This is a genomic window from Kutzneria sp. CA-103260 (assembly GCF_018263855.1).
In the GTDB taxonomy this organism is placed as follows: Bacteria; Actinomycetota; Actinomycetes; order Mycobacteriales; family Pseudonocardiaceae; genus Kutzneria.
This window is the reverse complement of sequence record NZ_CP073318.1, coordinates 579,727-598,023: the sequence shown is the minus strand read 5'-3', so window position 1 is coordinate 598,023 and position 18,297 is coordinate 579,727. Positions and strand designations below refer to the sequence as shown.

The window sequence follows — 18,297 nt, the reverse complement described above, 5'->3', positions numbered from 1 at the left end:
TCAGTCCTCGGCGCCGGGCACGCGGCCGTTGTCCACGTACTCGCGGACCACGTCGGACATGAACGGGTTGCGCGGCAGCGCCTTGCCCAGCTCGGAGTTCTCGCCGAACAGCTGCGAGATGTCGATGCCGGCCGGCGCATTGGCCGCCATCAGCTCCTGCTGCTGCTTCATCACGTGCGCACGGGCCGCGTTGAACGTCTCCATGATCACGTTGGCCAGCTCCATCGGCGCCATGTCGCGGTAGGCGTCGGTGGGGAACTTCAGCTCCAGGATCTGCCCCTGCGGACCCACCGTCACCGACACCGACTTGCGCTGCGAGGCGGCGGTGCCGGTGATCTGCTGCATCTGCTTCTGGTGCTCGGTGATCTGCTCGAGCTGGCGGTGGTAGTCGGCCATCATCTCGTTGATGGCCTCGTCGTACGGCGACGACATGGTCAGCTCCTCTCGCTCGTCGAGACAGTCATCCCAGCACCCCCGGCAGGTCCGAGCCGCGGCCGTCCCACTGGTCGGCCCGGCGGTCGAGCAGGTCGGCGGAGGTGCGCTCCGGCTCCTCCTCGCCCTCCTCGGCGTCCGCGTCGGGCTCGGGTTCGGGCTCCGGCATCGGCTCGGGCATGGCCGCCGAGCTGCGCAGCATGACCTCCTCGGCCGGCTGCCCCGGCGCGGTGACGACCTTCTCCGGCCGCCACGTCGCCAGGTGCGGCTGGTCGGCCGGGGCCGGCACGCCGCGCATGTCGCCCTGCACCCACTTGTCGTTGTCCTCGACGGGCGCGTCGGTCTGCACGTCGCCGTCGCTGTTCTTGCCGCCACGGCCGAACAGCCACGGCATCACCGCGACGGATCCGGCGCCGCCGGCCTCCCACGCCGTGAAGTCCTCGGCGCCGTCCGAACCGTTCACCATGGCCACACGGTCGGGAGGCGTCATCGGTTCAGCCGGCGCGGCGTCGTGCCGGGTCCCGCCCGGGTTTCCGTGCTGGTGCTCGGCGAAGGCCGACTCGCCGAACCCGGCCCCGCCCGGCGCGAGCAGGTGCGAGGCCTCGGACCGCTGCCCGCCCGGCGCGGCGCCGGCCGGTTCCGAGGTCGGCAGCGGCGGGATCATCAGCGGGCTGGTCGGGGTGGTCGCCTGCGGCTGCCCGTCGCCGACCACAGTCGCGTCCGTGGCCGGCAGGTCGGACAGGCCGCCGCCGGTGCCACCGACCGCGCCGGTGCCACCGGTGATCAGCGACGACGGGTCGCTGCCGTTGTCCTCGAAGCCGCCCGGGAACTCGGTCGGGTTGAGCAGGCCGCTCGCGTCCGACTTGGTCGGCGCGTTGTTCTGGCCCGCCCCCGCCCCCGCGCCGCCCGGCATCATCGGCATGCCCGGGGTCCCGGCCGGGCCGCCCGCGGACGCGAGCTGCTGCGGCGTGGACTCCAGGCCCTCCTCGCCGAGGGCCTCGTCCACCGGCAGGTTCGGGTTGTCGACGGAGGTGCCGTCCGGCGCGGTGGCCGGGGCGATGTCGCCGTCGAACGCCGACACCTGCGGGAGGTCCAGGCCGGACAGGCCGCCGGAGCCGCCCTCGGCGGCGCCCGCGCCGCCGGTGATCAGCCCCGACGGGTCGCCGATGGCGTCGTCCAGGCTGCCCGGGAACGCCGTCGGGTTGAGCAGGCCGCTCGCGTCCGACTTGGTCGGCGCGTTGTTCTGGCCACCCGCGCCGCCGCCCATGCCGCCCATGCCCGGCGACATCGGCATGCCCGGCGTGCCGGGGCCGCCGGCCTGCTGCTGCTGGCCGCCGCCGAGGCCCTCGGTGCTGAGGCCGCCGTCGCCGAGACCGTCGCCGAGGCCGGCCAGCGACGGGTCGCTGACGTCGGTGCTGCCCGGGAAGGCCGCCACCGACGGCAGGTCGGCCGCGCCGCCGAGACCGCCACCGCCGCCACCGGCGCCGGCGAGGTCGCCGAGTCCGTCCAGACCGGACAGTCCGCCACCGAGGCCGGACAGCGCGCCGGGGCCGCCGGTGAGCAGCCCGGACGGGTCGAACCCGTCGCTGAGGTCGCCGGGGAACGGCGTCGGGTTGAGCAAGCCGCTCGCGTCCGACTTGGTCGGGTTGTTCTGGTTGCCCTGGCCGCCGCCCATGCCGCCCATGCCCGGCGACATCGGCATGCCGGAGCCCATGTTGTTCTGGCTGCCGGGGCCGTTGGCACCGCCGAGACCACTGTCGCCGAGGCCCGGGAAGTCCTGCAGCGCCGGGTTGTCCGACACCAGGTTGTTGCCGAGGTCGCCGAGACCGCCGGCGCCGCCGAGGCCGTCCGCGCCACCGCCGACACCGCCACCGAGACCGGAGTCACCGAGGCCCGGGAAGTTCTGCAGCGCCGGGCTGTCCAGGCCGCTGGTGTCCAGGCCGCTGGTGTCGGTGAACGGGTCGCTGCTGCCGTTCAGGCCGCTGGTGCCGAGATTGTTGTCGAGCCCGCTGTTGCCGAGGCCACTGTTGCCGAGACCGGGGAAGTTCGTCAGCGCCGGCGGCGAGAAGGGCGAGCCGCCACCGAGACCACTGTCGCCACCGAGACCACTGTCGCCACCGAGGCCGCTGTCGCCACCACCGGGGAAGTTGGACAACGCAGGCGAGTTGAAGTCGCTCAGGCCGGGGCCGTTGCCACCGAGACCGCTGTCGCCACCACCGGGGAAGTCGCTCAGGCCGGGGCCGTTGCCACCGAGACCGCTGTTACCACCGAGGCCACTGTCGCCACCACCGGGGAAGTCACTCAGACCGGGACCGTTGCCACCGAGACCGGTGTTGCCGGCGAAGTTCTGCAGCGGCGGCGGCGAGAAGTCGCTGCCACCGGGGCCATTGCTGCCGGGGCCGGTGCCGCCGGGATTGAACGGGTCGGGGGTGCCGAACGGGTTGTTGCCGTCGCCGAACGGGTTGTTGCCGTCCCCGAACGGGTTGTTGCCGTCCCCGAAGGGGTTGTTGCCGTTGCCGAACGGGTTGTTGTCACCGCCGCCGTTGGGCCCGGGGTTGTTGTCGGTGCTCGGCGGGGTGAAGCCGTCGTTGGTGACCTTGTAGTTGTTGGACAGGTTGGTGATGACGGTCCGCATGTCGCGGTTGAGCGCGTCGACGACCTGCTGCTTCTCGTGCACCATCACCACGCCGTCCACCACATGGGCGCCCATGTTGATCGCCTGCTGGGCGTACCAGTGGTCGATGGCGTGCAGGGTGTTGATCGCGGACTGCAGATGCTGTCCGTTGGCGTACACCTGGTTCGGGATGTCGTCCGACGCCACGTCGCCGGCCAGCACCTGCGCGTTGGCGTGGATATTCTGGCCCAGCTGATACATCATCTGGTTGAACTGGCCGGCGGCCGCGCCCTTCCAGGGCGCGTCGTCGCCGTAGGACAGGGCGTCGGCCTGGTCCTTGATGCTCTGCGACACCATCTGGAGCGTGTTCTTCACGTACTCCAGCGTGTTGGCCGCGGTGTAGAGCGAGTTCGGGTCGGACAGGCCGCTGTTGCTGTTGTTTCCGTAGGCGCCGACGACCGCGTCCATGATCTTGTGCCAGTCCCACTGGGTGAAATCATCCGGGGTCCCCTCGCCGGGGTTGTTGCTGTCCGGATTCGGATCCGCCATGGCTCTTCCACTTCTCTGATCTCAGCGGGACGGTGGCACAGCCGGCCGCCCGTCCACTTCGGACGGACGGCCGGTCGCCGGTGCTACGGGGTCGTGCCGTCGCCGAACTTGGAACCGGCGGAGCCGACCGCGGTGATCTCGCCGGGCACGTCGCCCATCGCCCGCGACAGCTGCTGGCCGGTGACCTTGTTCAGGTCGTCGATGTTCTCGTAGTCCCTGGCCAGCTTGAGCACCGCTTCGTGGGTGTCAGTGACCGACTTGACGCACTTCTTGAGCACGGTCTCGAAGCCGGACTGGAGCATGCCGTCGCCGGCGTCCCCAGTGAGCATCGTCTTCATCACGTGCCCGGTGTTGAAGTCGCCCGCCTGCACCTTCGGCATGCTCTGCACGTAGGACAGGGCCTTGTTCAGCGGCTCGATGAGCTGACCGATGTTGTCGGCGAAAATCTTCATCGACGGCGTGCTCACCGTGGTGCTGCCGCTGCTGCCGTTGCCCTTGCCGGGCACGTTCGGCGGCGTCAGCGACGGCGAGCCGTCAGGGTTGGTCGGGCCTCCGCCGGTGACCGGCGGCGGCGCGTTGTTCGGGTCCCAGTTGGTCAGACCCGGCTTCGACGACGACGAGGACGAACTGCCCCCGCCGAGCAAATCTGCGTAGCCAGCCATTGTCGACCTCCGGGGTCAGGACCAGGTCTGCGTGCCGACCTTCTCGCCGTGCGTGATCAGCTCGTGGATCTGCATGAGGTCGTGCTGGGCCCGCTGCAGCTTCTGGGTCATGTCCTCGTGCGCCTGGTTGTAGTGCTGCTGAACCAGCATGAACTGGTCCTTGGTGGCGCCGTCGGTGTCGGCCAGCCGCGAGTTGATCGCGCTGACCAGCGACTCGCCGACCTGGGTCAGCTCGTTGGCGATGCCCTGGAGCGCCTCACCGATCTGCGGCGTCGTGTCCAGCTGCATGGAGTAGTCGGCCATTGTCTTCTCTCTCTCGGATTCGTTCAGGTAAGGGGGAAGTGGGTCACAGACCCTGCAGGCCGCCCATGGAGCTGGTCGTGCTGCGCGCCACCGTGTTGATGTTCTCGTGGGTGCCGCTGAAGTTGCTGTGCGTGCTGACCATCTTCTCCTGCATCTCGCGCAGGGAGGCCAGCACCTTGTTGGCGCCTTCCTGGAAGTTGCTCATCGCGTCCTGGAACAGCGTGGCCGCGTCGCCGGTCCACGCGGCGGCGAGCGAGTCGCACTCGCTGATGACCCGCTGCAGGTCGCTCTGCACCGAGTCGACGGCCTCCTGCTGGCTCTGCGCGGTCCCGGAAAGACCAGCAAGATCGATCTTGGAAATCGACGACGCCATGTGGCTTCGCTCCTCACAGCTGGTGGTGCGCTAGGTCACCACGTTGGTTTGTTTCGGTGTCCGGTCCGGCTCACGCCGGCACGGGCACCGCCTTTCGCTCCTCGACCGACGGCTTGGCACCGTCGAGGTCGGCCGTGGTGACCGTCCTGGAGGTGGTGCTCGCCGCGACCACCGCGGCGAGCTTGTGCGCGTCCCGCACGCCGCCGGCCGGCAACCCGGCCGTCAGCATCGCGGCGACGCCTTCCCCCGCCTGCCAACCGTTCTCTGTCCACCAGCGGACGACGAGTTCGGCCCTCTCGGCCGGCGAGTAGTCGGTGAAGCGCAGGTGCTCGGCGAACCGACCGGCGAGTTCGGTCCGGCCGAGCAGTGCGCCGATGAGTTGCTGCTGCCCCACGAGCAGCAGCACGGTGTCCGCCGGGGCCGCCGCGAGCACCTCGCGCACCGCGTTGACGACGCGGCCCTTCTCGACATCGGACCGTTGCAGGAACAGCGGATCGATGTCGACGAGCAGCGCGCCGCCGGCGGCCGCCCCGACCGCGACCCGCACCCGGATCTCGGCCTGGCCGTCGAACTTGCACGGCAACGAGGACAGCGGCAGCTCCACGACCGCGCCGGCGGCGATCAGCCCCAGCTCGGCCAGCGAGCGGGTGAACAGCCGGGCCACGGTGCGCCGGCCGCTGCCGACCGGGCCGTCGAACACCATGTTGGCCAGGCCGGCCAGCGGCTGTCGCCGGCGGTGCAGCGCCAGCAGGCCGGTCAACCGGGCCAGCAGCGCGTCCTTCACCGCCTGCTGACCGACCAAAGTGGACAGTCGGCGGGCGCTTGGGCCGGGCGGCAGGTTGTCCTCGGGCGTGTCGCTGCCGTCGTCGCCATCGGCCATCGGCACGTCGGTGGTGGCGAACCGGCTCAGCTCGTTGTCCGCGCCGCCGGAGATCGCCAGCCGGGAGGCCTGGGTGGCGATCATCGATTCGAACAGCTGGCGGGCCACACGGCCGTTACCGAAGGTCTTGCCCTTCGGCGTCTTGTCGAAGTACCGGTGCAGCGCGTTCAGCACGTCGTCGTCGAGCTCGTAGTAGTGCTTGGCCGCCATGCCCCGGACGATGGTGACCAGCTCGTCCACCGTGTAGTTGGGGAATTCCACGGTCTTGGTGAACCGGGAGGCCATACCAGGGTTGGAGGCGAGGAACTGCTCCATCTGGTCGGTGTAGCCGGCGACGATCACCACGATGTCGGTGCGGTGGTCCTCCATCAGCTTCATGACCGTGTCGACGGCCTCCTGGCCGAAGTCCGGGCCGGAGCCGCCGGACTGGCTGGTCAGCGTGTACGCCTCGTCGATGAACAGCACGCCGCCGAGCGCCTTCTCGAACACCTCGGTGGTCTTGATGGCGGTGGCGCCGATGTACTGCGCGACCAGGTCCTGCCGCGCGACCTCGATCATGTGGCCCTGGCGGAGAATCCCGAGTTCCGCGAGGACCGAGCCGTAGAGCCGGGCGACCGTGGTCTTACCGGTGCCGGGCGGGCCGGCGAACACCAGGTGCCGGCTCAGCGCGGGCATCGGCAGGCCCATCTGCTCCCGCCGCTGGGCCATCCGGTTCAGGTTGATCAGGCCGGTGACTTCGGCCTTCACCGAGTCGAGGCCGACGAGGCTGTGCAGGTCGGCCAGCGGGCCGTCGCCACGGTGCGACGCCTGCTCATCGCCCTGGTCGGCGGCGGCCGCCGGAGCCGCAGCGGGGGCTGCCGGAGCGGCCGGCTGGGCGTTCGCGGTCGGGGCCGGCGCGGGCGCCGCGGGGGCGACCGGCGGCGCGGGCGGGGCCGGCGGGGCGCTGCCCTCGTTGTCGAAGATCTCGCAGGAGTCCAGTTCGGACACTCCACTGCCCTGGACGTCGATGCCCGGCCCGGAGTTGTGGTGCACGCGGCAGCGGGTGGCCCGCAGCGTGCCGCCGTCCGCGACGACGATGCCGGCGCCGCGAACCTCGGTGACCTCGCTGGCCTCCAGCGTCAGCACGCTGCCGGAGCCGATCTCGATCGGGCAGCCCAGCGCCGCCGCCGAGCTCACGGCCGCCCGCGCCTGGCCGGTCAGCAGCAGACCCGCGCCGGCGGCGGTGCGCACCCGCAACTCGTCGACGCGGCCGGTGGACGAACCCTCCAGCGCGACGCCGACTCCGTTGGCCAGCTCGATGACGGCACGGCGCAGGTCGATGCCGGAGTCGACGACCCGCACTCCCCCGTCCACCGAGAGCCCGTCGATGCGGGGCTTTCCGCCACCGCTCACCAACACCGCCGACTGGTCAGCCTTGGTGACAGTCAGCATCTTGACCGTCGGGTCCGCGGAGGCGTCGACCAGCAGGCCGATCGGGCTCTCCGTGATGGTGCAGTTCTCGATCACCGGCGACGCGCCGCCGGTCACATGCATGCCCTGGCGCGCGGCGCCGGTCAAGGTGCAGCCGCGCAGCGTCGGCTTCGCGCCGTTGGCGATGTGCACGGACTGGCCGCCCGAGCCGCTGAACGCGCAGTCGGTCATGGTGACCGCGCCCGCGCTGGTGAGATAGGCGTCCAGGCTGGCGCTCTCGGTGATGCTGACCCGGGTCAGCTCCGCCTTGCCCTCCTGCTCGATCACCACCGCCGGCTTGCCGCTGCCGACGATCTTGGTGTCGGCGATCTGGCCGACGCCGGAGCCGTTGACGCACAGGCCGTTGCCCTTGACATGGTCGAAGACGCAGCCGCGCACCTGCACCCGGCCGTTCTCGGCCACGACCATCGCCGACGAGCCGACCTCGGCGATCACCGTCTCCTCGACGGAGCTGTTGCCGACGGAGGTGACCACGACGCCGGCGCCGGTCGGGTTCTGCACCCGGCACTGCCGCATCGCCACCACGCCGGTCTGCCTGGCCAGCACCGCCGTCCAGGCCGCGCCGCCGACCCGGCAGTTGTCCAGCGCTGCCTCGCCGTGCCGGACGTCCAGCACCGGCAGCTCGGCGTCGTCGCCGGTGATGTCCAACCCGGACAGTTGCACCGCGCCGCCGGCGACCACCAGCGTGCTGCCCTTGGTGGCGTGCAGGCGAACCGTGCCGGGGCCGTCCTGGGCGCTGATGGTCACGACGCCGGTGATGGCCAGCGACTCCTCGTACCGGCCGGCGGCGACGTTGATCACCGAGCCGTCGGTGGCCTTGGCCAGCGCCTCCGCGATGGTGCGGAAGGCGCCCGGCACCTCGAGAACCTGCCGGGTCATGCGCTCGTCCTCTCCATGGCGGTGGAAAGCAGTCCGGGCGGGGCGCTGGCCGTCGGCCGCGCCGCGGCGGCGCCGGCGACCTGGGCCCAGGCCTGCGCGGCCTGGTCGAGGCCGCCGAGCGCCAGGTCGTCGAACATGCTGCGGCCGGTGTTGACCTGGCCGTCCTCGCCGATCTCGGCGGTGGACAGCTCGCGCAGCAGCACTACCGGGTTCGGCTCGTCCCGGACTTCCAGCACCTTGAAGTTGGTGCCCGGCACGAACAGCACCTGGTCGTCGACGGACGGGTCGATCAGCTGGGTGCGGCGGGCGGTCATCGACCACACGCGGAACTCCACCTCGCCGTCCATGGCCGGGCGGCCGGCCGTGGTGGCGGTCAGGAAGGCCCATTCGCTGACCAGCAAGCGATTGCGATACCAGTCCAGCTCGGACTCGCCGGCCGCCGCCCACAGCTGGGTCGCGCCGCGGTAGGACGGCAGGCGCTTCAGACCGGAGGTCACGACGCGGGCCAGCGGCACGTGCGGGCCGGAGACAGCCGAGCGGACCGCCTCGTCCAGGCCGGCGCTGTCGCCGGTCAGGTAGACGCGGACGCCGACCAAGTCGGCCAGCACCTCGTCGGCCTGCATGCCGACCCGGAGGCCCGGCACCTGCGACAGCATCCTGGACACTGTGCTGGCGGCCACGTCGTACTGGGAGTTCAGGGTCTTGCGCAGCCAGGCCCGCTCCTCGGTCAGGCCACGGTCCGGCGGCACCGCGCACGCCCCCGCCGCCGGCACCGGCTGCACCGCGACGGCGCGGGCGGCGACGGCCTCCGGCTCCGCGACGGCGACCGGCTCGGGCTCCGGCGCCACGACGGGCGTCGGCTCCGGCAGCGGCTCGGGCTCCAGGATCGCGGCCGCGTCGGGCTGCGGCGTGGACTCGACCTTCGGGGCCTCGGCCTTCGGCGCCGGCGCCGGGACCGCGATGGCGGCGAAGTCGATGCCGAAGTCCGGCACCGAGGACTCCAGCCGCAGCCCGGTCGGCATCGCCGCCGGCGGCGCGTCGACCGCCGAGGTGACGATCGGCTTCGGCGCGGCCTCAGGCTCGGGGGCAGCGGCCGGCTCAGCGACTACCGGCGGCTCGGCACCAGCACCAGCAGCGGCGGCAATCGGTCCGGCGGCGGCTGGCGGCTCAGCGACAACCGGCGGCTCGGCGATTGCGGCAGCGGCCGGCGGCTCGGCGGTGACGGCGATCGGGTCGGCGGACTCGGTGACCGGTGTGGCCGGGGCATCGGTGGCCACCACGGACGGAGCCTCGACCACAGGCAGCGCAACAGGCTCAGCGGCCGGGGGCTCCTCGTCGACGGTGCCGCCGGCGAGGCCGATGACGGCCGATTCCAATACGATGTCGGTGCTGGCACCGGGAACGACGGGCTCGGCCGGCTTGGCCACAAAACGGGCGGACAGGGTCGGGGAATCCAGCTCGTCATCGCGGTCGACGGCGGGAACCACGGGCATCGCCACGAAGGGCACGGCGACAGTTGCCGAATCAAGCTTGTCAACGATGTCGCCAGCAGCCGCAGGACCGGCGGGCTCGGCCACAGCGGGGACGGCATCAGGCTCGTCGACGACGTCGGCGTCCTCGATCATGTCGGCGGACACGACAACCGTGGCCTCGACCGGGGCGTCGACCGACGCGGCCGGCAGGGCCGGGAGAGCCAGCCGGGGGGCCATCAGCTCGACGCCGTGGTCGGCGGGGAGCTCCACGGACTCGGCGGTCCAGCGGCCGGGCACGGACTCGACGACCATGCCCCGGGCCGGCAGGACCGGCACGTGGTGGCTGTTGGCGATGAGCACGGCGGCGGGCAGCACCCGGAACATGCGGCGCATGGCCGGATCCATGGTGGCCAGGATTTCCCCGGCCAGGGCCTGCATCCGGTCGGTCAGGTGCCGCGAGGAGGTGTCGAACACGACGGCGGCGTGCCGGGGGTCGCTGGGGGCGGTCCGCACGTGGTCGGCGTTGACCGGGGCGACCGGCGGCCGCAGCCACAGTCCACTCTGGACGATCTCGACGACGGCGTCGCTGGCGTACCAGTAGACGCCGGGCGACAACTCGGAAGCGCCGGGCATCGGGGTGTCATAGGCGACCAGCTGCGGCGGCATGATCCGGCCGGCGGCCGCGGCGCGCGGGTGGTAGCGCAGCTCGCGGGCGAAGGAACGCCAGCCCAGACCGCCCTCGGGCGAGACGACGTGCACGGTGCCCTCGGTGGACGGCAGGCCGGCGTAGAAGGTGACCGGCGCGCCGAGCTGGTCCGCAAGCGCTTGCCCCACCGAGGAACGCAGCACCTCGACCGGTCCGTACTGGACGAAGCGGACCCGGTCCCGGTGCTCCGGCGGAACCGAGTGGCAGAACCGGGAGATCTCCGCCATCGGCACCGGCCGCGAGTTCGGCGACCCCAGCACCACGGTCATCAGGTCCGAGCGCGGCACCAGGCCGGAGATCAGCAGCGCCCGCTGGTCGTCGGCCGACTCCAGCGGCCGGATCCACACGCCGGCCGGCAGCGGCTCCACGACGCTGACCGGGCCGGGCTGCCAGATCTGCTCGGCGCCGGGGAAAGTCCAGTCCGGGATCGGGAAGTGGCGCGAATCCTGTTGCGGCGCACGGCCCCGGCGGAACCGGACCCAGCCGACGCCCTGCAGCGCGGAGCTGAACAGCGCGCCGCCGGGGGCCATCACCACGTCGCCGTCGGGCACGAGAACGGGGCAGTTGAGCCGTTCGGCCAGCCACTGGCCGGTCATCACGGCCGCGTCACGGGAATGCTTGCCCAGCACCAGCCGGTAGCCGCCGCGGCGGCGGCCCAGCAGGGCGGCGACGGCGTGCCAGAGCTCGATCGGGCCGTCCGGCGGCACATCAGCCACCACCACGGTGTGATCGGGGTCGGGCGCGATCATGCGGGCGAAGGCCAGCGCGCGCGGGTTGAGGTGCCCCTCCAGGTGCAGCAGCAGCGCGTGCCCCGCTTCGACGCACGCCACCTGCGGCAGTGTCCCGGAATCGGACGTCCCCACGGCCCAGGTGCGCAGCCTCGTGCCCAGCATCATGTCACTGCCCTCCTCGGGTGTTCGCCGCCAGCACCTGCGCGCCCATCACGAGATCCGGCCCGGACGGCATGGCGTCCAGGACCTCCTTGGGCACGCCGACGGCGGAGCCGCCGATCTGGAGCGGTCCGAACGCCTGCTGCGCGACCCGGAACTTCTCGCCGAGATCGGTGATCAGGTAGTACACACGCTTGTCGGCCTGCTGCGGCGCGGGCTCGCTGACCGCGATCAGACCCTTGCCGGCCGGCACGTTCATGGTGATCTGCCCGGCCGACATCTTGATCGGCTCGATCACCAGCGACCCGAGGCCGACCGCGTCGCCCGAGGAGCGCTGCCGCACGCACACCGCGGCGTCGTCGGCGCTGTAGGTCTTGGACGTCACCATGTTCGGCATGCCCTGGAGGGTGGAGTGGTCGCCGGACTGCGGCAGCGCGACCAGGGCGGCCGTGCTGACCTGCCGCGGCTGGTGCGCGCCGGGCCGGCTGAGCAGCAGGGCCAGCGAGGTGTCGTTGACCGGGGCCACGCCGTCCTTGCGCAGCACGAAGGTCTCCTTCTCCGCACCCACAACGGATTCGAACAGGTCACCGACCTTGGACGGCTGACCGTCCACAGTGGGCCCGTTCTGGCCGGCGCCGTCGATCACCGGCACGTCCAGGGTCTGCCCGGCGTGCAACTGGTGGATCCAGGCAGTGGGCACCAGCGTGGGCGCGGTGTCGCCCAACCCCAGCGCCACCAACGCGGTGTGCGAGCCGATCGGGTAGATCGTGTTCCGCCACACCACGTAGTTCACGTGATCCTGGCCCTGCACAAGGAACTTCGAGTCCGCGGGGAACGCCGTGGTCGGCGAGTTCGGGTCCACGTCGATCCGCATCGTCGGCTCGTCCGCGCCCGGGTCCGCGCACAGCGACCACTGGGCCGGCAGCATGTCCTTGGCCTGCGGCACCGAGTCCGGCGCGCCGGGGATGCCGACCGACCGGCCGTGCGGGACGCCGACCAGGGAGGCGCGGGAGACCGGGGTGAACGTGCCGGTGGTGTTGGTGCCGGCGAAGAACAGCATCGCCGAGGCGGTGTTCAGCGTCGGGTACAGCGTGCCGTTGATGTAGAGGTACCGGTTGCCGGTCTCCTTCTCCACCACGATCGCGCCGGGCTTCTTGTAGTCGTTGTTGCCGCCCGGGTTGATCAGCCCGTAGATCGCGAATCCGCCGCACAGCAGCACCGCGACCAGCACGCCCCACATCAGGCCCAGCGACGAGCGGCGCAGCGGCGACTCGCCGCGGCCGGGGTCGCCCGCGGTCAGGGCGCTGGCCAGGCGCGAGGTGACGAACTGGTAGGCCTGAACGTGATCGCGTCGAGTCTGCATCCGCCTCAGCCCGCCAGTGCCCGGAAGAAGTGGTACGTGTCCAGCACGACCAGCAGCAGCGGCACCAGCGCGATCGCGGTCCACAGCTCGGCGATGTCAGCCACCTGGCCCCAGATCGGCAGCAGCCGGGTGGTCGGCAGCCGCCAGGCGCCGATCACCAGCAACGCCACCACCAGCACCACACCGACGAGAAGGCCGATGCGCCCCACCGGGGCCAGCGAGAAGGCGTACGCGACGACCACCGCGGTGATGATCAGCGCACCGGCCCAGACGGTCGCGCCGCGCTGCCACACCGACAGCAGGGACTTGGCCCGCAGCAGACAGGCCAGCCCGAACACCAGCGGCAGCACCACGCTGATCCAGCCGTCCACGCCGATCAGCACGAGGCTGTCCACCAGCGCCACCACCGACGACGCCACGACCACGGCGGTGAGGTAGCCGTCCGCGAGAGCGGACCGGCCGGCGATCATCGACGCCGGCGCGGGGTCGATGTCCTGTTGGAGCTCGTCGGTGGTGCGCGGGAGGGTCGGCACCCGCAGGCGAGCGAGGCGGGCGGCGACGCGCGCTCCGAACGTGGCGAACAGGAACAGCGCGACCGCGACGATGCTGACCGCGCCGGCGGTGTCGGCCGAGGTGCCGGTCCGCAGCACGGAGCCGAGGATCGCGCAGATGCCCAGCAGGCCGGCGGTGCCGTAGATGGCGACCCCGCCCCGGGTCGCGGCGGCGAGCGCGCCGGCGACCAGCACCACGCAGATCCCCGACAGCAGGACCCCGGACGGCTGCGGGGCGAACATGTTGGCCGAGTCCTGCGCGCCGACCAGGCCGGCGGCCGCGGCGAACGCGCAGGCGGCGATACCGCCCACATAGGACAGTGGCCGGTCGTCGCTGAGCTCGTTGATGGCGACCGCGCCGCCGCCCAGCGCCAGCGTGATCACTCCACAGTAGATCGCGATCAAGCCACCGGGGCCGCCGGCCAGCAAGGTGGCGACGCCCAGCGCGACGGCCGCGAGTGTGGCCAGCCCGATCAGCGTGCGGCGCGTGGATTCCGGCCGCCAGCGGTCCGGCCGCGCGGCGATGGCGTCGGCGATGCCGTCGGCCAGGTCGTCGTAGGTCAGCTCCGGGATCGGGGCCTCGGCGGCCCGCAGGTAGAGCACGTCACCGTCGTGGATCTCGGCCTGCTCCGGCGTGGCGTCCAGGTCCAGCGGCGACTCGCCCAGGCGCTGCAACACCCAGTCCCTGCCCTCGGCCTGGCCGCGGTTGACGTGCCGGGCCAGCACCGGCACCAGCAGCCCGAACGTGGCGGCGCTGGGGATCGCCAGGTCGGCGCGGCCGTCCGGGCCGTGCACGGTGATCCGGCACAGGTCCGCGGGGCCGGAACCGCCTGTGCCCAGGGGAATCTGGTCGATCGAGGCGTCCGACACGGCCACCATCTGCCCGTGGGGCATGGCCGGGAACGACGCATCGGCGCCGATCGCGTCCGTTGGCCTCATGCTGACGTCGCTCCTGTCGTGGATCCGTAGTGGTGAGACGAGCTCGGTTTGCGGTCGTGACGGGGTTTCGGCATCACGCCATCCCGGTTTGCAGGAGACGCACGTCACGTCGGGTCACCAGCTGGGCCCGCCCCGGCGGCAGCTGCCGCGGCTTGGCCTCGCCGAGGAACTTGCCCTCTTCCTTGGGATAGCTCAGCAACACGCCCGGGTTGCCCAGCTCCCACATGCGGCGCAGCAGCGGATCCATCATCGCCCGCATCGCGCCGGAGGTGCTGCGGGCGATGACCACGTGCAGCCCGATGCTGGCGCCGTGGGCCAGCAGCGGGATCAGCGGCTGCATCGGGGACGCCATGCCGCCGCCGCTGACGAACAGGTCGTAGTCGTCGATCAGCACGAACAGCTGCGGCCCGGTCCACCAGTCCCGCTTGGGCAGCCGGTCCGGGGTGATCTCCGGGCCGGGCATCCGGCGGGTCATCGACACGCCGGCGTTGCCGATCAGGTCGGACAGCGCGTCCGGGTCGACGGCGTAGCCGATCCGGTACGGCTCCGGCACCTCCTCGTGCAGCTGCCGCCGGGTGTCGGCCAGCAGGATGCGCGCCTCGGTCGGGCCGTAGCGGGAGATCACGTTGCGGGCGATCAGCCGCAGCATGTTGGTCTTGCCGGTCTCGGTGTCGCCGAACACCGACAGGTGCGGCGTCATGTCGAAGTCGTGCCACACCGGGGACAGGCGCTGCTCGTCGAGGCCGATGCAGAACCGGGCGAACTCGGGCTGCGGCGCGGGCAGGTCGCCGACCGGCAGCTTGTTCGGCAGCAGCCGGACCTCGGGCGCGGACTGGCCGGCCCAGAAGGTGGCGATCTCCTCGACGGCCGCCTTGGTGGCGGTGGTCAGGTCGTCGGTGGCCGACGAGCTGTCGATGCGCGGCAGGCCGGCCAGGAAGTGGAACTTGGCGCTGGTCAGGCCGCGGCCGGCCTGCTCGGGGACGCGGGCCGCGACGCGGGCGCCCAGCTCGGACTCCATCGGGTCGCCGAGCCGCAGCTCCAGCTTGGTGCCGAGCACGTCGCGCATGGCCGGCCGGATCTCCGACCACCGGTTGGTCGCGACCACCACGTGCAGGCCGAAGGCCAGGCCGCGGGCGGCCAGCTCGGTGATGCGCGGCTCCAGGTCCTGGAAGTCGGAGCGGACCGTGCCCCAGCCATCGACGAGCAGGAACACGTCGCCGTTCGGGTCGCTGATCTTGCCGGTGGTCCGGCCCTGCCGGTAGGCGACCATCGAGTCGATGCCCAGCTCGGTGAAGATCTGCTCGCGGCGCTCCAGCAGCTGCGCCAGTTCCTCGATCGTGCGCAGGACGCGGTCGCGCTCCAGCCGGGTGGCGATGGAGCCGACGTGCGGCAGGCCCGCCGTCGAGACCAGACCACCGCCGGCCAGGTCGAGGCAGTAGAACTGGATCTCCTCCGCGGTGTGCGTGAGGGCCAGCGACAGCATCAGCGTCCGCAGCAGCGTGGACTTGCCGGACTGCGGCGCGCCGACCAGTCCGATGTGGCCGTTGGCGCCGGACAGGTCGGCCACCAGCAGCTCGCGCAGCTGCTCGTACGGGCGGTCGACGATACCCAGCGGCACCCGCAGCGACCGGGTGGCCGGGTGGTCCAGGGCGGTCATGCCGCGCACCGGGTCCGGCACGATGCCGGGCAGCAGCTGATCCAGGCTCGGCGACTCGGACAGCGGCGGCAGCCACACCTGGCGGGCCGGCGGGCCCTGGTCCACGAGGCGGTCGATCAGCACGTCCATCAGGCTGTCCTCGCCGTCGCCGGCGGACTCCAGGCGGACTTCCTCGGTGGTCTCGACCGGCTCGTCGTCTTCGGGACGGCGGATCCGGCCGGGCATCAGCCCGAACGGCGCGACCTCACCGACCACCTTGGACTGCGCGGCCGGCGAGCTGTCCGGGGCGTCCGGGCACGGACCGGACACGTAGGCCGCCTTGAACCGCACCAGGTTGGTGGTGTCGATCTTGAGGTATCCGTGGCCGGGCGCGGACGGCAGCTCGTAGGCGCTGGCCACGCCGATGACGCTGCGGGACTCCATGGCCGAGAAGGTGCGCAGCGCGATCCGGTAGGACAGGTGGCCCTCGACGCGGTGAATGCGGCCCTCGTCCAGACGCTGCGAAGCCAGCAGCAGGTGCACGCCGAGCGACCGGCCCAGCCGTCCGATCTGGACGAACAGGTCCATGAACTCCGGCTTGGACGACAGCAGCTCGGAGAACTCGTCGACCACCACGAACAGCACCGGGAACGGCGCCAGCTGGGTGCCGGCGGCACGAGCCTTCTCGTAGTCGTACAGGGAGGAGTAGCCGTGCTGGCGCAGGAACTCCTGCCGCCGGTTCATCTCACCCTGCAACGAGTCCTGCATGCGGTCGACCAGGGGCAGCTCGTCCTGGAGGTTGGTGATCACCGCCGAGGTGTGCGGCATCTTGTCCATGCCCATGAACGTGGCGCCGCCCTTGAAGTCGACGAGCACCATGTTCAGCACGTCCGACGAGTGGGTCGCGGCCAGGCCGATCACCAACGTGCGCAGGAACTCCGACTTGCCGGAGCCGGTGGCGCCGATGAGCACGCCGTGCGGGCCCATGCCGCCCTGCGCCGACTCCTTGATGTCGAGTTCGACGACCTCGCCGTTCTCGGTGACGCCGACCGGCACCACCAGCCGGGCCCGCTGGTTGCGCCGCGGCCGCCACTGCTGCTGCACGTCGAAGCCGCGGGCGTCGCGGATGCCCAGCAGCGTGGTCAGGTCGAAGTTGCTCTCCAGCGGCTCGTCGATCAGGTCGACGGTGCCGCTGGTGCGCATCGGGGCCAGCAGCCGGGCCACGTTCTCCGCGCCGGACACGCTCATCCGGTCCGCGTCGGCCGTGCCGGTGGAGTCGCCGGCCGGGAACTCGACCTGCTCGCCGGCCACGGTCAGGCGCAGCACGTCCGGACCGCCGTGCATGCCACCGGTGACGTCGAGCAGCATCACGTTGCGCAGGCCGGTGTCGAGCAGGCGGGAGTGCTCCGGGATCTGCACCCGGTGCGCCACCACGACGTGGAACGGCTCGTTGGGGCCGGGCGGCACGGTGCGGTCGAAGTCGGGCCGGTCGGTGACCGACGGGCCGAGCAGGTCCATCAGGGTGTCGTGGTCGCCGGACACCATGCGCACCGGGCCGGCCTCGTCGCGGGCGGTCGGGTGGGTCAGGTGCGGCAGCCACTTGCACCAGTCCCACTCGGCACGGCCGGGCTCGTCGGTGAGGATCGAGATGCGCAGGTCGTCCGGCGAGTGCAGCACCGCCAGCTGGCACACCATCGCCCGCACCAGGGCCAGCACCGGCCCGGCCTCGCCGGCGAATTCCACGCTGGTGAAACTGCGCAGTCCCACCGCAATGGGCAATTCGGACACGGTCCGATAGGCGCGGATGAAGCGACGCAGCGCGATCGCCGTCAGCGGTTCGAGGTCCTCGATCGGGCGAGTGCGCGGCGGCACGAACTCGAGCGCGGCCCGCTGCGCGCCCAGGCCGATGCGGACTCGGCCGAAGTCCTCATGGCTGGCGCGGCGCTCCCAGAGGCGCGGGCCGGACACCAGCGACCACAGCGAGGAGGGCTCGGGATTGTCCCAGCGAGAGGCGGCGCGCTGCTCGTCGGCGGCGGCGCGGGCCTGGCCGCGCAGCTGCGCGAGGTAGCGGAGGTAGTCGCGGCGCTCGGCGCGCATCTTGCGCTTGCGCTCCATGCCCTGGCGCCCCAACTGGGTGACGCTCATGCTGACCATGGAGACGCCCATCATCCCGGACATCATGTACACGGTCGGAGAGCTGCCGGCGATCGAGAACATCATCACCATCGCCGCGCTGCCCAGGCCCATCGGCAGGTACACCAGGGCCGAGCCGAAGTCGAGGCTGGCGGGCTCGCCGAGCACGGGAGGCTCGGCCAGCTCCACCTCTCCGGTCGGCAGGGCAGGACCGGCGACGCGCTGCGATCGCTTGACGATCACGATGCTCATCAGTCTGGCTCCAGGGCTAGCGGCGGCTCGTCAAATGCTATGCGTTGCTTTAGGGCACTGTTGTACTACAGGCACCTACGGCAACCTATGAGTGCCCTAATGTCTCACGTCGCCGACGCCACATTGGACGGCGACATGCCCGCCTTCCCTGACCTGTACGGCAAAGTCGGGCAACCGGCGAAAACTTTCGGGC

At 71.7% G+C, this 18,297-nt stretch carries 10 protein-coding genes; all 10 read right to left on the bottom strand.

Going from position 1 to position 18,297, the window contains the following annotated elements:
- Entirely contained in the window at positions 1–432 is a 432-nt protein-coding gene (locus tag JJ691_RS02635; RefSeq protein ID WP_211767198.1) for a YbaB/EbfC family nucleoid-associated protein, read from the bottom strand.
- 28 nt (positions 433–460) lie between these two features.
- Positions 461–3,595, bottom strand: coding sequence for a hypothetical protein (locus tag JJ691_RS02630; protein ID WP_211767197.1), 3,135 nt, complete (start codon positions 3,593–3,595; stop codon positions 461–463).
- Between the two features lie 83 nt (positions 3,596–3,678).
- Positions 3,679–4,257, bottom strand: coding sequence for a hypothetical protein (locus JJ691_RS02625; protein WP_211767196.1), 579 nt, complete (start codon positions 4,255–4,257; stop codon positions 3,679–3,681).
- A gap of 15 nt (positions 4,258–4,272) precedes the next feature.
- Positions 4,273–4,560, bottom strand: a complete 288-nt coding sequence (locus tag JJ691_RS02620) for a hypothetical protein (RefSeq protein WP_211767195.1) — start codon at positions 4,558–4,560, stop codon at positions 4,273–4,275.
- Between the two features lie 43 nt (positions 4,561–4,603).
- On the bottom strand, positions 4,604–4,933 hold the full coding sequence (locus tag JJ691_RS02615; protein WP_211767194.1) for a WXG100 family type VII secretion target: 330 nt from the start codon (positions 4,931–4,933) through the stop codon (positions 4,604–4,606).
- A 70-nt stretch (positions 4,934–5,003) separates the two neighbouring features.
- On the bottom strand, positions 5,004–8,162 hold the full coding sequence (locus tag JJ691_RS02610; protein ID WP_211767193.1) for a right-handed parallel beta-helix repeat-containing protein: 3,159 nt from the start codon (positions 8,160–8,162) through the stop codon (positions 5,004–5,006).
- Positions 8,159–11,236, bottom strand: coding sequence for a hypothetical protein (locus JJ691_RS02605; protein ID WP_211767192.1), 3,078 nt, complete (start codon positions 11,234–11,236; stop codon positions 8,159–8,161). The genes JJ691_RS02610 and JJ691_RS02605 overlap by 4 nt, the downstream gene beginning before the upstream one ends.
- Before the next feature lies 1 nt (position 11,237).
- Positions 11,238–12,593 carry a type VII secretion protein EccB gene (gene eccB / locus JJ691_RS02600; protein WP_211767191.1) on the bottom strand — a complete coding sequence of 452 codons (1,356 nt, stop codon included), beginning with the start codon at positions 12,591–12,593 and terminating at the stop codon, positions 11,238–11,240.
- A gap of 5 nt (positions 12,594–12,598) precedes the next feature.
- Entirely contained in the window at positions 12,599–14,083 is a 1,485-nt protein-coding gene (gene eccD, locus JJ691_RS02595) for a type VII secretion integral membrane protein EccD (protein ID WP_211767190.1), read from the bottom strand.
- A gap of 73 nt (positions 14,084–14,156) precedes the next feature.
- On the bottom strand, positions 14,157–18,104 hold the full coding sequence (eccCa, locus tag JJ691_RS02590; RefSeq protein WP_211767189.1) for a type VII secretion protein EccCa: 3,948 nt from the start codon (positions 18,102–18,104) through the stop codon (positions 14,157–14,159).
- Positions 18,105–18,297 lie beyond the last annotated feature (193 nt).

Coding starts and splice junctions, on each gene's coding strand:
- JJ691_RS02635 (WP_211767198.1), bottom strand. CDS start 432: ATGTCGTCGCCGTACGACGAGGCCATCAACGAGATGATGGCCGACTAC.
- JJ691_RS02630 (WP_211767197.1), bottom strand. CDS start 3,595: ATGGCGGATCCGAATCCGGACAGCAACAACCCCGGCGAGGGGACCCCG.
- JJ691_RS02625 (WP_211767196.1), bottom strand. CDS start 4,257: ATGGCTGGCTACGCAGATTTGCTCGGCGGGGGCAGTTCGTCCTCGTCG.
- JJ691_RS02620 (WP_211767195.1), bottom strand. CDS start 4,560: ATGGCCGACTACTCCATGCAGCTGGACACGACGCCGCAGATCGGTGAG.
- JJ691_RS02615 (WP_211767194.1), bottom strand. CDS start 4,933: ATGGCGTCGTCGATTTCCAAGATCGATCTTGCTGGTCTTTCCGGGACC.
- JJ691_RS02610 (WP_211767193.1), bottom strand. CDS start 8,162: ATGACCCGGCAGGTTCTCGAGGTGCCGGGCGCCTTCCGCACCATCGCG.
- JJ691_RS02605 (WP_211767192.1), bottom strand. CDS start 11,236: ATGATGCTGGGCACGAGGCTGCGCACCTGGGCCGTGGGGACGTCCGAT.
- eccB (WP_211767191.1), bottom strand. CDS start 12,593: ATGCAGACTCGACGCGATCACGTTCAGGCCTACCAGTTCGTCACCTCG.
- eccD (WP_211767190.1), bottom strand. CDS start 14,083: ATGAGGCCAACGGACGCGATCGGCGCCGATGCGTCGTTCCCGGCCATG.
- eccCa (WP_211767189.1), bottom strand. CDS start 18,104: ATGAGCATCGTGATCGTCAAGCGATCGCAGCGCGTCGCCGGTCCTGCC.